This is a genomic window from Curtobacterium sp. L3-7, assembly GCF_048756585.1.
Lineage (GTDB): Bacteria > Actinomycetota > Actinomycetes > Actinomycetales > Microbacteriaceae > Curtobacterium.
This window is the reverse complement of record NZ_CP151474.1, coordinates 2,048,316-2,061,786: the sequence shown is the minus strand read 5'-3', so window position 1 is coordinate 2,061,786 and position 13,471 is coordinate 2,048,316. Positions and strand designations below refer to the sequence as shown.

Here is a 13,471-nt window from a genome sequence, read left to right as displayed (position 1 = left end):
GTGTGAGCGCGTACCTCGGAGTGGACCTGGCGTGGGGACTCGGGACCGAGCGGCGAGCGGCGAACGAGACGGGGCTCGCGGCGCTCGACGAGCACGGGACCGTCCTCGACGCCGGGTGGGCCCGTGGCGTGGACGCCGTGACCGCGTGGGTCGTCGAACACCTCGGCCCTCGGACCCTCATCGGCGTGGACGCGTCGCTCGTCGTGACGAACCCGACGGGCATCCGCGAGGCCGAGCGACAGGTCGGACAGCGCTACGGCCGGTGGAAGGTCGCCGCGAACCCGACGAACCTCGCATCAGCGGCGAGCGCCGGCGCGCGGCTGCTCGATCGGCTCACCGCGCTCGGCGTCGGGTACGTCTCGGACACCGCGGGGATGCACGCGCGGACCACGCCCGTGCTGTTCGAGTGCTACCCCTACACGACGCTCGTGGGGGTAGCAGAGCTCGGCTACGACGAGGAACGCCCCCGGTACAAGCGCCTCGACACCAGGATCCCGCCCGCGACGGCCAGGGCCAGGCGGGCCGAGGCGTTCGACGACCTCGTGCGACGACTTCGCGAGACGCCGCTCGACCCACCACTCGCCCTCGACTCGCACCCGCTGACGGCTGCGCTCGCCGATCCGTCCGTGCTGCACGGCCCGACGCACAAGCACCGGGAAGACCTGCTCGACGGCGTGCTGTGCGCCTGGACGGCCGCGTTCTGGGACCGGCACGGCGACCAACGGGTGCAGGTGCTGGGAGGTGATCCTCCCCACCGGCACGGCCCGGACGCCGCTGGCGCGTCGCCCGGGAACCGGCGGCGTGGGCCCAGCCTCCCGTCCGACCCGGTCGACGAGGCAGGCCGGAAGCCGGTGGTCGTGGCCCCGACCCGTGAGTCGCAACGGCGCCCGCGGCTAGGGTTGGAGTCGTGAGCACGACGACCGAACCGCTGCGCATCGGGCTCGTCTCGCTGCACACCTCCCCCGGTGACGAACCGGGTTCCGGCGAGGTCGGCGGCATGAACGTCGTCGTCCGGCACCAGGCAGAGGCCCTCGCCGACCGCGGCCACCACGTCGAGATCATCACCCGCCGCTCGGCACCCGCGCAGCCGGACTCCGTGTCGCTCGTGCCCGGCGTCTGCCTGCGGTTCCTGTCCGCCGGGCCGGCCGAACCCGTGCCGAAGGGCGAGCACGACGCGTTCATCGAACCGTTCCGGCACGGACTCGCAGCGCTCGGCCCGTTCGACGTGCTGCACTCGCACCACTGGTTCTCCGGCGCGGCCGCGCTGCCCGTCGCCCGAGACCGCGGCATCCCGCACGTGCAGTCCTTTCACTCGATCGCCGCCGACTCCGCGTCCCCGCTGTCGGAGGGCGAACGGCCGGAGTCCGCTGGTCGCATGGCCGGCGAAGCGATGCTCGCGCGCGAGTCCGATGCGGTCGTCGTCGTCAGCGAGTCCGAGGCGGAGACCGTCCGCACCCGACTCGGCGGCGACCCCGGCCGCCTGTGGATCGTGCCCCCGGGCGTCGACGGCTCGGTGTTCCGACCGGCTGCCGCCGGCGCCCGCCGCGCCGACGTCCCGTACGTGGTCGCCGCAGCACGCGTCCAGCCGCTCAAGGGCCTGGACCTGGCGATCGAGGCGATCGCCGGCATCAGTCAGGAGGCCCGCCCCACCCTCGTCATCGCCGGGGACTCCTCGAGCGAAGCGGGCGACTACCTCGCCGAACTGCGTCGGCTGGCGGCCGCGCACGGCATCGCCGACCGCGTCACCTTCATCGGACCGCAGTCACGGGCCGACCTGGCGTTCCTGTTCCGCGGCGCGGCAGCCGTGCTGGTCCCGTCGCACTCGGAGACGTACGGCCTCGTCGCGCTCGAGGGATCCGCGTCCGGTGTGCCCGTCGTGGCCGCCGCTGCCGGTGGGCTCCGCGAGGCGGTGGTCGACGGGGAGACCGGCGTCGTGCTGGAGTCCCGGGCCCCGGAGGTCTGGGCCGCGGAGATCGAGCGCATCCTGACCGAGCCGTCGTACGCCGCCGAGCTGTCGGCAGCGGGTCGCGAACACGCGGAGCACCTGAGCTGGGAACGCTCGGCCGCGGGGCTCGAGCAGGTCTACCGTCGGGTGCTCGGTCGCTCGTGACCGCACCGGACCTCGACGGCTTCTGGGCAGCGCTCGACGCGGTGCCGGTGGCGGACGACGCCGAGGCGCTCTACGACGTCCGTACCGCCGAGGGGCGACTGCGCCGGGCGAACCTGTCGCGGTACCTGTCCGATGTCGGCAACGGCGCGGACACGTTGCTCGTCGCGGAGGCCCCGGGGTGGCGCGGCATGACGAACACCGGGGTGCCGTTCACGAGCGTCCGCGAACTCGGCCCGACCTACCGGATGCCGCCGGAGCCGACCGCGCCGTGGGAGGCGTCGTCGCGGGTCGTGCACGCGGCACTCCAGGACTGGAGCGGACCGCTCCCCGTCGCGTGGGCGATCTTCCCGCACCACCCGTTCGTCGCACCCGACCGGCTGACGAACCGGACGCCGCGTCCGGCCGAGGTCCGCGACGGGGCGCCGGTCGCGCTCGCGCTCATCGAGGCGCTCGGGGCATCGCGGGTGATCGCCGTCGGGCGGAAGGCCCAGGGGGCGCTCGCGCTCGCCGGCATCGAGGCGATCGCGGTCCGGCACCCGGCGCAGGGCGGCGCGACGCAGTTCACGGAGCAGCTCGCGGCGCTGAACCGCTGACGGAGCGTCAGGCGGACTGGACCTCGACGCCCTTCGTGGCGAGGGCATCCGCCACGTGAGCAGGCAGCCTCGTCGTCGCGTACACGGTCGTGAGCGCCGGGAGCTCGAGCAGGTCGTCCCAGTTCTGCGGGTCGTAGCGGTCGTCGGACCCGTCCCACCCCGGGTGCACGTCCTGCAGGATCTCGAGGTCCGGATCGAACGTGACCTCGGTGACGAGGGACAGGTGCGAGGGGAGCAGGTCGATGTCGTCGTAGTACTCACGGGCCCGGTCGTCCTGCCCCTCGACGTCGAGGTCCTCCTCGGTCTCGTCAGCGGACTCCCCGTCGTACGACTCGATGACGTCGAGGTCGTAGCAGAGCACGTCGAGCACGAGCAGCTTCGCGTTGAAGTCGGCGAACTCGACGGGTTCCTCGGTGGTGTTCGACTCGTCGTCCATGGTGCGCAGCGTATCCGTGCGGTCCGGCGACTGCCCGGTTTCGAGCAGGACACGTTCGTGTTGCGATCGGCGGGGAGAACCCTGTGAAGCCGGACAGGATACTGTCCCCCGGAAGAGGGTGGTGCATGACCACCACGAACACCGAGGCCCCGAAGCAGGAGCAGCCTGAGCTCCGTCGGGTCATCGGCCCCAAACTCCTGCTGCTGTTCATCGTCGGGGACATCCTCGGCACGGGCGTCTACGCCCTCACCGGTCAGGTCGCGGCCGAGGTCGGCGGAGCAGCGTGGCTCCCCTTCCTCATCGCGTTCGCCGTCGCCCTGCTCACCGCGTTCTCGTACCTGGAACTCGTGACGAAGTACCCGCAGACCGCGGGAGCCGCGCTGTACGTCCACAAGGCGTTCGGCATCCACTTCGTCACGTTCATCGTCACGTTCATCGTGATGTGCTCGGGGATCACCTCGGCGTCGACGGCATCCCGCGCGTTCGCTGCGAACCTCGGCGCCGGCTTCGGGCTCGAACTGCCGAACGTGGTCGTGATGCTCATCGGCATGGGCTTCATGCTCCTGGTGATGGCGGTCAACTTCCGGGGCGTCAGCGAGAGTGTGAAGACCAACGTCGTGCTGACGCTCGTCGAGCTCAGCGGTCTCGTCATGGTGATCATGATCGGGTTCTGGGCCATCGCCGGGGGCAACGCGGACTTCTCGCGCGTGGTCATGTTCGACACTCCCGAAGACAAGGGCCTGCTGCTGTCGGTGTCGACCGCGACGTCGTTGGCCTTCTTCGCCATGGTCGGCTTCGAGGACTCCGTGAACATGGCCGAGGAGACGAAGGACCCGTCCCGGATCTTCCCGAAGGTGATGCTGACCGGCCTCGGGATCACGGCGGTGATCTACGTGCTCGTGTCGATCTGCGCCGTCGCCGTCGTGCCGATCGGGCAGCTCGCCGGCAACGAGACGCCGCTCGTCACCGTCGTCCAGACCGCCGCCCCGGACTTCCCGATCGCGGACCTGCTGCCGTTCATCTCGATGTTCGCCGTCGCCAACACCGCCCTGATCAACATGATGATGGCGTCCCGGTTGCTGTACGGCATGAGCAAGCAGGGCGTCCTGCCGGGGTTCCTGTCGAAGGTCTCCCCCACCCGTCGCACCCCGTCCACCGCGATCGTCTTCACGACGCTCATCTCGCTGGCGTTGATCGGCTGGGTCTCGCTCAGCCCGGACTCCCCCATCGTCGTCGTGCTCGGCGGCACCACGTCCCTGTTGCTGCTCTCGGTGTTCGCCGTCGTGAACCTGTCCGTGCTGGTGCTGCGCCGCGACAAGGTCGGGCACAAGCACTTCCGAGCGGGCGTCGTCATCCCGGTCATCGGTGTCGTCACGTGCCTGTGGCTCGTCCTGCCGTTCTCGTCCGGACGTGACATCGAGCAGTACCAGATCGCCGGGGCCCTTCTCGGACTCGGGATCCTGCTGTGGATCGTGACGTGGTTCACGCACGGCAGGAAGCAGGCCGACAAGGCGCCGACCGGCCTCGTCACGGAACCGACGAGCGTGGTCCGCGACGGAGCGCAGGGCGGCTCGCACGAGGGAGACCACCGGAACTGACCCGAACTGGGGCGGGTACGAGGGCGGCGCTTCCCAGGTCGCCCTCGTACCCTCGTTCAGGCACCCGGACGAGAGGACCCCCGCATGCACCGCGTCGGCATCACCCTGGCGTCCGTGTTCGGTGCGGGGATCGTCGCCGTCGGGATCGGTGTCGTCGTGCTCGTGGTCATCGCGGTGAACTCCCTGTCGGGCATCGGTGGTTCGTCGTCCACGCCGCGAGCCGTGACCTGTCCGGCCGCCGCCACGAAGACCGTCGGCGGCATCGCGGTGCCCGAGGGACCGGTCGCCGGCTACTGCCAGGACCGGCTCGTCAACGCAGCGGCCGTGATCGAGGCCGCACGGGCACTCGGCATCGGGCCGCACACGCAGGCCGTCGGCGTGATGACCGCGATCGGCGAGTCCGGGCTGCAGAACCTGGACCACGGCGACGCCGTCGGGCCCGACAGCCGCGGACTGTTCCAGCAGCGGGACAACGGCGCGTGGGGCACCTACGAGCAGCGGATGGACCCGTACACCGCGGCGTCGATGTTCTACGCGAAGCTCGTGAAGGTCCCCGGCTGGAAGACGATGACGCCGACGCAGATGGCGCACGCGGTGCAGGTGAACGCCGACCCGGACCACTACGCGAAGTTCTGGCCGACGGCGAAGCAGGTCGTCGAGGGTCTGACGGGCGAGACCGTCCCCGACACAGCGCCGCAGGGCTGACCCAGCGCGCAGCGCCGGGTCCGTTTGCGCCACCGCCACCGTCACGCGGCGGCCTCGGTCACCTCGTCCTCGTCGAGCTCCACGAACGCCGCGCCGCCGTCGTGCACCACGACCTGCCCGCGGACCCGCACCCGGTGTTCGTCGAGCGTGCACGCCATCGCGTCGACCCACTCCCAGTCGACCGGGTACATGTGCAGGGCACCCGGCCGTTCCCAGGCCAGGATCACATCGGCCGCGCCGACCTGTTCGACGATGTCCGCCACGAGGGCGCCGAAGTCCTCGACGTGGTCGTCCGGTTGGTACGGCAGGTCCCCGATGGGGATGACGAAACGGATCGGCACGGCGTCGGCGCCGAGGAACAGCACCCAGCACTGTCGGCGGTGCGGGCGTTCGAGGAGCGCGACGACGAGGTCGACGACGTCGTCATCGGTACGGACTGCGGTTCGCTCGAGTCGGTCGAGCACGTCGGTGTCTGGCATGGCTCAACGGTCGCGGACCGAGGCCCCGAGCAGGGCGCCCGGGTCGAACCGGTGGACGGACCGGTCAGAAAGGCTCCTGTGGAGGAGCCGGTTCAGATCCCGTGGGAGATGGCGCTGTCCACCAGCAGCAGCGCTGCGAAGAACGCCGCGACGACCGCCGCCAAGCCGATCACCGCGATCGGCCACGCCAGGCGTCGGCGCACCATCCGCAGCACCGAGAAGAGGATCGCGAGCACCAGGACCAACGCGACCGCCACCGGCCCCGCGTAGACGACGACCCCGCCGAGCGTCTCGTCACACCGGTTCCCCGGTGCGGTGCACGAGTGGAACGCGAGCGAGAGGAACACGATCCCCCACCCCGCGACCACCGCAGCCGCCGTCGCGATGGTGAGCACGGCGATGGTGGCGACCATGTCCGCGACGCGACGGCCACCCGTCAACTGATGCCGAGCCTCCAGTCCGGATTGCACGGGCACGGCGATCACGACCGCTGGCGGGACCCGCCACGCGTGGACCACAGCGCAGCGGCGACCAGCAGCGGCTGGCCGAAGAGACGGGCGATGCGCTTCTCGTCGGAGTCGAGGCCGAAGCCGTCCCGCCGGTTCAGCCACTGCGCGATGTTCCCGGGGAAGACCGCGACGAAGAAGAGCGCGACGACCGTCCCGACGAGCCGACGACGGCGGGACGCCAGCACCAGTGCGGAACCGAGACCGATCTCCGCGACGCCGGATGCCAGGACGGTGGTGTCCTCGTCGATCGGCACGAACTCGGGCACCTGCGCGCGGAACTCCTGGCGGGCGAAGGTGAGGTGGGACGTGCCGGCGAACACCAGCGCGAGACCGAGCAGGACACGGACGAAGGAACGCATGCACCCAGCATGCCCGTCTCGATGGACAGACGCCCGGTGGTACCCCCTGAACCGGCGTCTCCCGGACGTCTGAGAGCCCGGGTACGGTCAGGACATGGCTGCACGGACCCGCGATCAGGAGCCACCAGCCGCACCCGCGTTCGTCGCCGTGGTCCTCGGCTTCGTCACCGCGTACCTCGGTGCCGTCGTCCCCGCCGAGTCGATGGTCCGTCACATCCTCCTGTGCGCCGTCTTCGGCATCGTCGCCGTGCTCAGCGGCTGGCGCGCCATCGCCATCTCCGGCAGGCGGATCGGACCACGCGTCTGGGCCTGGGTCGGGATCGTGATCGGTGGCGCCGGCCTCGTCTCCCTCGTCTGGCAGGCGCTCGCCATCACGACCCACGGAGCGGTGCCGCCACCACCGTGGGCCCCCTACCTGCCGGGCTGACGGACTGGAGGCTCGTGGCGGGCCCGCCACGAGCCTCCCGTCCGCCACCTCAGCACCCCGACGGCGTCTGGCCGGACCGCCGGGCCGAGCGCAGGAGCGCCGCAGGGTGCAGAGTGGCCGGGTGACAACGACGCCGCAGCCCTCGCTCTTCCGCCGCAAGCCGATCGACCAGATCGACGACGAGACCGGGGGCGAGGACGGCCTGAAACGCCACCTCGGTCTCTGGCAGCTCACCGCGATCGGCATCGGCGGCATCATCGGCGCGGGCATCTTCACGCTCGCCGGCACCGTCGCGCACGGCATCGCGGGTCCTGCGGTGCTCATCTCGTTCCTCGTCGCCGGGGTCGCGAGCGCCGCCGCTGCCCTGTCGTACGCGGAATTCGCGGGCATGATCCCGAAGGCCGGCAGCGCCTACACGTACGGGTACGCGGTCCTCGGCGAGATCGTCGGGTGGTTCATCGGCTGGGACCTGCTGCTCGAGTACACCGCGATCGTGGCGGTGGTCGCGATCGGCATCTCCGGCTACGTCGGGTTCCTGGTCGGTCAGTTCGGCATCGACCTGCCCGCCTGGATGCTCGGCGCGCCGGGCACCGGGGACGGCCACGTGATCGACGTCTTCGCGATCATCCTCTGTCTGCTCACCGCGTTCGTGCTGACCCGCGGCATCCGGAGCGCCGCCCGGTTCGAGTTCGTCGCCGTCGGCATCAAGGTCCTGCTCGTGGTGCTCATCGTCGTGCTCGGCGTGTTCCACATCAACAGCGCCAACTACTCGCCGTACTTCCCGTTCGGCTTCGGCGGCGTGATGACCGGTGCCGCGACGGTGTTCTTCGCGGTGTTCGGCTACGACGCGATGTCCACCGCCGCCGAGGAGTCGAAGGACGCCCGCAAGCACATGCCGAAGGCGATCCTGCTGTCCTTGGCGATCTCCATGGTGCTCTACGTGCTCGCGACCCTGGTGCTCACCGGCATGCAGAAGTACACGGACATCGACCCTGCGTCCGGGTTCTCGTCGGCGTTCGCGTCCGTCGGGCTCGGCGGCGTGGCGAACATCATCGCGATCGGTGCCATCGTCGGCATCGTCACGGTGCTCGTGACGTTCATGCTCGGCGCCTCTCGCGTGTGGTTCTCGATGAGCCGCGACGGCCTGATGCCGAAGTGGTTCTCGAAGACCGACCCGAAGCGCCACGTCCCCACCCGCGTCACCTGGATCCTCGGCATCGCGTCGGCGGTCCTCGCCGGGGTACTGCCGATCGGCGTCGTCGCCGAGCTGACGAACATCGGCATCCTGCTCGCCTTCGTGGTGGTCTGCACCGCCGTCGTCGTGCTCCGCTACACCCAGCCGGACCTGCCGCGGCAGTTCAAGCTGCCGCTGATGCCGATCGTCCCGATCATCGGCGTCATCGCGTCGCTGTGGCTCGTCACGTTCCTGCAGTGGGAGACCTGGGTGCGGTTCGCGGTGTGGTTCGCGATCGGGCTCGGGGTGTACTTCGGGTACTCGCGGAAGCACAGCAAGCTGGCGGATCGGGTCTAGCGAGTAGACCCATGGTTCTGCCATGCTCATCGCATGGGGAAACTGAACGAGCCCTCAGGCTCACCACCTGACGTCACACGACGAAGGATCATCCAACTCGCAGCAGCAGCGGTCGCGGCGATGGCAGCCGAAGGGGCCTTCGCCGCCGCTCCGGCACTCGCTGCGACGACCTGGTACTACCCGCACACCCGCAAGTACTCCGTCACGTCGCCGTACGGGTACCGGATCCACCCGATCACCGGGGTGAGGACCTTCCACGACGGCGTCGACATCGGTTCGCCCAACAACGAACCGATCTACGCGATGCGGGACGGCGAAGTGATCGTCGCCGGCGTGCTCGGCGGCTACGGCAACTTCGTGCGGATCCGACATGCGGACGGCTCCACCACCGGATACGGACACATGAGTCGGATCCGCGCATCAACAGGACAGAAGGTCGTCGCCGGCACCCGCATCGGGGACGTCGGATCGACCGGCGACTCGACCGGCCCACATCTGCACGTCGAGTACCGCACCACGGCCGGATCGGCGGATCCCGGCTCCATCCTCAGCAATGCACCCGTCGCGGTGCCCGGTGGCGTCGTCACGCCGCCGATCGAAGAACAGGACCTCGGAATGGCATACCTCATCAACGACGGAAGCCGCGGCGCACTCGTGGGCGCTGGCTACTTCGGTTCGCTCAACGGCGAAGAGTTCGGAATCCTCATGCGCTCGGGGATCTACGACGTGAAGGTCATCAACGCGCGCGAATTCGACGTCACACGAGAAGCACACAACAAGACGCCGGTCTGGTTCAACAAGCTCGTGGACGCGATCGCCGCCAAGGTCTGATCGCACCCCGTCGATGATGGTCGGCGGTGGCGGCACGGTGAACGCGTGCTGGCCACCGCCGATCGACGTTCAGGCCTGTTCGCGTCGGTGCTTGCCCGCCGCGGCGGTCGGATCCGCCAGCGGGTGGTTCCGGAACCAGCGGAGCAGCTCGCGCGCTCGACTCTGGTCCGCGCTGGAGTCCCCCGCGCCGAGGAACGAGCTGAACCCCTCCGGCAGCTCCGACGACTCGTCGCGGTCGAACGCCATGGTCCACTCCGGGAAGCGCCGCGTGTGGATCGACTCCTCGACGAGCAGGGAGACGTCGTGGTGCCGATCGTCCTCGAGGATCCGCGCGTACGTCGCCATCACGGCGTCGTACGGCCCCTCGAGGAGCTGCATGAACCGACCGGCGCGGTACACCAGGAGGCCGGAGAGACCGTCGCCGGTGTTCCGCTCCCGTGCGTGCGACAGGACCGCTTCCAGCTCGTCGTCGTCGAAGCGCTCGCGAGCAGAGCTCATGTAGACCAGTGAATGCAACATCGTGCGTTCGAGCATGCCCTGCCGGCGCCGCCGCGGACAGCCCCTGTCCGGGTGGCCGTGCGCCTTCGGCTCCGGCCGCGGGGGTCGGTGGTTGCTGGCACGATGGACCCGTGCCAGCCGCCCCGATGATCGACGCCGTCGACGTCATCCGCTTCGTCGGGCCACAGACGTTCGGTCGTGCGCGGGACATCGTCCGCCGCGGGCTCGTCGACGAGGCCACCTGGCACGACGACGGCACGATCACCGGGGTCGTGGCCGGCTCCGCCGACGAACCGTACGAGGTGCACGTCGACACCACCGCCGCACGCGGCGAGTTCGTCCGCCCCGTCCGGTCGCGCTGCACGTGCCCGATCGGCGGCGAGTGCAAGCACGTCGCCGCCGCGCTCCTCACCATCAACGCCCGTGCCGTGGCCGCGCATGCCGGCCCACGAGCCGAAGAACCGGCTCCGGACTGGAGGCACGAGGTCGCCCGCCTCGCCGGCGACACCCCGCCACCGGTCACGTCCACCACGTCGACCCCGCTGGGTCTGCAGTTCGAGCTCCGCGACGCGGTGCCCGCCCGCATGGCTGCGCGCGCGCGATCGGCCGGTCGGGCGCTGCCGACGGCGTCGCGGTCGGTCCGACTCGGCGTCCGCCCCGTGACCCGCAGCAACGCCGGCAACTGGGTGCGTGGGCAGCTCACCTGGGGCACGCTCCCGTACTCGATGAACCGGCTCGGCCTCGGCGCCGAACAGCACGCGTGGTTCCTGCAGTTCGCCGCCCTGCACCGTGCTGGCGCGCTCGCCGGGCTGCCAGGTGAGAGCGACTGGATCCACCTCGACGACTTCCAGAGCCCGCTCCTCTGGGCACTGCTGCGACAGGCCCCGACGCTCGGGGTCGCCTTCGTGACCGGGAAGCGCGAGGGCGGTGCCACGCTCGGCACCGACGCCCGCGTGCTGCTCGACGTCGCTCGCTCGGACACCGGGCTCGTGATCGGCACCAGCGCCGTGCTCGACGGCAGGCCCGTGGTGGACGGCGCCGCCCGGCTCATCGGCGACCACGGGCTCTACGTGTTCCACGAGTCGCCGGAGTTCCGCGTCGAGCTCGCCCCGGCGCCGGAGCCCGTCCCAGCGGACCAGCGGCGCATGCTCGTCGAGGGCACCAGGATCCAGGTCCCCGCTGCCGAGGTGTCCGAGTTCCTGGCGGACTGGTCGCCGCGACTCCGGGGCGCGCTCGGGCTCGTCAGCTCGGACGGCTCGATCGAGCTCCCCGAGCGGACTCCCCCGGAACTCGTGCTCACCGTGACCTTCGAGCCGGCCCGCGCACCGCGGACCGACGACGTCGCACACCTGCAGTGGCGCTGGCACGTCGACGGCCGGAAGGACCCGGTGTCGATGCACGGGCCGCTGCCGGACCTGACCGGTGTCCGCGCCGCCGACGACGTGGCGGAGTCGCTGGCATGGTTCGTCGACGGCACGGTCGAGGGAGCAGACGTCGCGGTCCTCGCGAACGAGCTCCTCCCCGCGCTCCCCGACCACGGCGTGCGGGTCGTCGTGCAGGGTGAGCGCCTCGACTACGAACGCCTCACCGGCAAGCCGAACATCCGCGTCACGACGATGCCCTCCGACAAGCACGACTGGTTCGACCTCGGGATCATCGTCAGCGTCAAGGGCAAGGAGATCCCGTTCACCCCGCTCCTGACCGCACTCGCGAGCAGGCAGCGGCGGCTCAAGCTCGTCGACAACTCGTACCTGTCGCTCGCGGACCCGGCGTTCGACCGGCTGAAGGAGCTCATCGACGAAGCCCGTGACCAGAACGAGTGGGAGCCGTCGCAGCCGATGACGGTCACGCCCCTGCAGGCCGGGCTGTGGTCCGAGTTCGACCAGCTCGCCGACGAGACCGACCACGACGAACGGTGGGCGGCGATGGCGTCGCGGCTCCTCGACGCAGCACCTCCTGGTGATGTCCCCGTCCCGGACACCGTCCACGCAGACCTCCGGCCGTACCAGCTGTCCGGGTACGCCTGGCTGTCGTTCCTGGTGTCGAACGGCATCGGCGGGGTGCTCGCCGACGACATGGGACTCGGCAAGACCCTGCAGGCGCTCGCCATGATCGCCTCGCGCCGGGGTACCGCGCCAGACGACCCGCCGTTCCTCGTCGTCGCACCGACCTCGGTCGTCGGGAACTGGGCGGCCGAGGCAGCACGGTTCGTCCCGTCGCTGCGGGTCGCCACGATCGAGACGACCTCGTTGAAGGACCCCGCGCTCGTCGCCAGGACCGCTGCAGCGTCGGACGTCGTCGTGACCTCCTACGCGCTGCTCCGCCTCGACGCCCGCGCCTACACCGACCTGCCGTGGTCGGCGCTGCTCCTCGACGAAGCGCAGTTCGTGAAGAACCCGCAGTCGCAGACGCACCGGGCGGCCGCCGAGCTCCAGGCCCCCGTGAAGATCGCGATCACCGGCACCCCGCTCGAGAACGGGCTGACCGACCTCTGGGCGCTGTTCTCGATCGTCGCACCCGGGCTGCTGTCGTCGTGGACGCGGTTCGGCGACGACTACGTGAAGCCCCTCGCCTCCCCCGACCTCCGCGGCTCCGCGCGCCAGGAGCTCACCGCACGTCTGCGCCGTCGGATCCGCCCGCTCATGCTGCGGCGGACGAAGGAGAGCGTCGCCGCCGACCTGCCACCGAAGCAGGAGCAGGTCGTCCGGGTCACGCTCGACCCGGCGCACCGGGACGTCTACGAGCGGACGCTCAACCGTGAGCGCCTCAAGGTGCTCGACCTCATCGACGACCTCGACCGCAACCGGATGATCGTGTTCCGGTCGCTGACACTGCTCCGGATGCTCGCGCTCTCCCCCGCGCTGGTGTCGGGTGAGTCAGAGGACATCCCCTCCGCCAAGCTCGAGCTGCTGCTCGACGAACTGGAGCAGCTCGCGGCAGAGGGCCGTCGCGCACTCGTGTTCAGCCAGTTCACGTCGTTCCTCCGCATGGTGGCCACGGCCCTCGACGACCGCGGCATCGGGTACGAGTACCTCGACGGCTCGACACGGGCCCGCACGAAGGTGATCGACCGCTTCCGGAACGGGACCGCCCCGGCGTTCCTCATCTCGCTCAAGGCCGGCGGCTTCGGGCTGACCCTCACCGAAGCGGACACCGTGTTCGTGCTCGACCCGTGGTGGAACCCCGCTGCCGAATCACAGGCCGTCGACCGGACCCACCGCATCGGGCAGACCCGGTCGGTGAACGTCAACCGCCTCATCGCCGAGGACACCATCGAGGAGAAGGTCCTCGCACTCGCGGCCCGCAAGGCCCAGCTCTTCGCCACGATGATCGACGACGACGCCCTGTTCGCCGACGACGTGACCGCCGAGGACATCCGTTCCCTGCTCGCCTGA

The 13,471-nt window shown here is 70.4% G+C and carries 14 protein-coding genes; 9 read left to right on the top strand and 5 right to left on the bottom strand.

Annotation, left to right across the window (positions count from 1 at the left end; genetic code table 11):
* Positions 1–2: 2 nt before the first annotated feature.
* Genes AAEP80_RS10060 through AAEP80_RS10050 form a run of 3 tightly spaced genes read left to right on the top strand, consistent with a single transcriptional unit; the run spans position 3 to position 2,703 of the window.
* A complete protein-coding gene (locus AAEP80_RS10060) occupies positions 3–911 on the top strand; it encodes a DUF429 domain-containing protein (protein ID WP_420364308.1) in 909 nt (302 codons plus the stop codon).
* Entirely contained in the window at positions 908–2,110 is a 1,203-nt protein-coding gene (locus AAEP80_RS10055) for a glycosyltransferase (RefSeq protein ID WP_420364307.1), read from the top strand. The genes AAEP80_RS10060 and AAEP80_RS10055 overlap by 4 nt, the downstream gene beginning before the upstream one ends.
* Positions 2,107–2,703, top strand: a complete 597-nt coding sequence (locus tag AAEP80_RS10050) for a uracil-DNA glycosylase (protein WP_420364306.1) — start codon at positions 2,107–2,109, stop codon at positions 2,701–2,703. The genes AAEP80_RS10055 and AAEP80_RS10050 overlap by 4 nt, the downstream gene beginning before the upstream one ends.
* Before the next feature lie 7 nt (positions 2,704–2,710).
* On the opposite strand, the gene AAEP80_RS10045 is transcribed toward AAEP80_RS10050, so the two are convergent.
* Entirely contained in the window at positions 2,711–3,139 is a 429-nt protein-coding gene (locus AAEP80_RS10045) for a DUF6892 domain-containing protein (protein WP_420364305.1), read from the bottom strand.
* Positions 3,140–3,264: 125 nt separating this feature from the next.
* On the opposite strand from AAEP80_RS10045, the gene AAEP80_RS10040 reads away from it, so the two are divergent.
* Positions 3,265–4,737 (top strand): APC family permease, encoded by a 1,473-nt coding sequence (locus AAEP80_RS10040; protein WP_420364304.1) that lies wholly within the window; start codon positions 3,265–3,267, stop codon positions 4,735–4,737.
* An 84-nt stretch (positions 4,738–4,821) separates the two neighbouring features.
* A complete protein-coding gene (locus AAEP80_RS10035; RefSeq protein WP_281264105.1) occupies positions 4,822–5,442 on the top strand; it encodes a hypothetical protein in 621 nt (206 codons plus the stop codon).
* Positions 5,443–5,483: 41 nt separating this feature from the next.
* On the opposite strand, the gene AAEP80_RS10030 is transcribed toward AAEP80_RS10035, so the two are convergent.
* From AAEP80_RS10030 to AAEP80_RS10020, 3 genes are all read right to left on the bottom strand, one after another.
* Complete coding sequence (locus AAEP80_RS10030) at positions 5,484–5,921, bottom strand: hypothetical protein (RefSeq protein ID WP_281264104.1); 438 nt, start codon at positions 5,919–5,921, stop codon at positions 5,484–5,486.
* Between the two features lie 92 nt (positions 5,922–6,013).
* On the bottom strand, positions 6,014–6,334 hold the full coding sequence (locus AAEP80_RS10025; RefSeq protein WP_281264103.1) for a hypothetical protein: 321 nt from the start codon (positions 6,332–6,334) through the stop codon (positions 6,014–6,016).
* 68 nt (positions 6,335–6,402) lie between these two features.
* On the bottom strand, positions 6,403–6,789 hold the full coding sequence (locus AAEP80_RS10020) for a hypothetical protein (RefSeq protein WP_420364303.1): 387 nt from the start codon (positions 6,787–6,789) through the stop codon (positions 6,403–6,405).
* A 94-nt stretch (positions 6,790–6,883) separates the two neighbouring features.
* On the opposite strand from AAEP80_RS10020, the gene AAEP80_RS10015 reads away from it, so the two are divergent.
* The 3 genes from AAEP80_RS10015 to AAEP80_RS10005 all read left to right on the top strand — a co-directional run bounded on the left by AAEP80_RS10015 (position 6,884) and on the right by AAEP80_RS10005 (position 9,578).
* Positions 6,884–7,216, top strand: a complete 333-nt coding sequence (locus tag AAEP80_RS10015; RefSeq protein WP_420364302.1) for a hypothetical protein — start codon at positions 6,884–6,886, stop codon at positions 7,214–7,216.
* 121 nt (positions 7,217–7,337) lie between these two features.
* Entirely contained in the window at positions 7,338–8,747 is a 1,410-nt protein-coding gene (locus AAEP80_RS10010; RefSeq protein WP_420364301.1) for an amino acid permease, read from the top strand.
* 120 nt (positions 8,748–8,867) lie between these two features.
* Complete coding sequence (locus AAEP80_RS10005) at positions 8,868–9,578, top strand: M23 family metallopeptidase (RefSeq protein ID WP_413602263.1); 711 nt, start codon at positions 8,868–8,870, stop codon at positions 9,576–9,578.
* A gap of 69 nt (positions 9,579–9,647) precedes the next feature.
* Here the strand turns inward: AAEP80_RS10005 and AAEP80_RS10000 are convergent, their stop codons facing one another.
* Positions 9,648–10,097, bottom strand: a complete 450-nt coding sequence (locus AAEP80_RS10000) for a BLUF domain-containing protein (protein ID WP_420364300.1) — start codon at positions 10,095–10,097, stop codon at positions 9,648–9,650.
* Positions 10,098–10,207: 110 nt separating this feature from the next.
* On the opposite strand from AAEP80_RS10000, the gene AAEP80_RS09995 reads away from it, so the two are divergent.
* The gene (locus tag AAEP80_RS09995) at positions 10,208–13,471 is read left to right on the top strand and encodes an SNF2-related protein (protein ID WP_420364299.1); all 3,264 of its coding nucleotides are present in this window, start codon (positions 10,208–10,210) and stop codon (positions 13,469–13,471) included.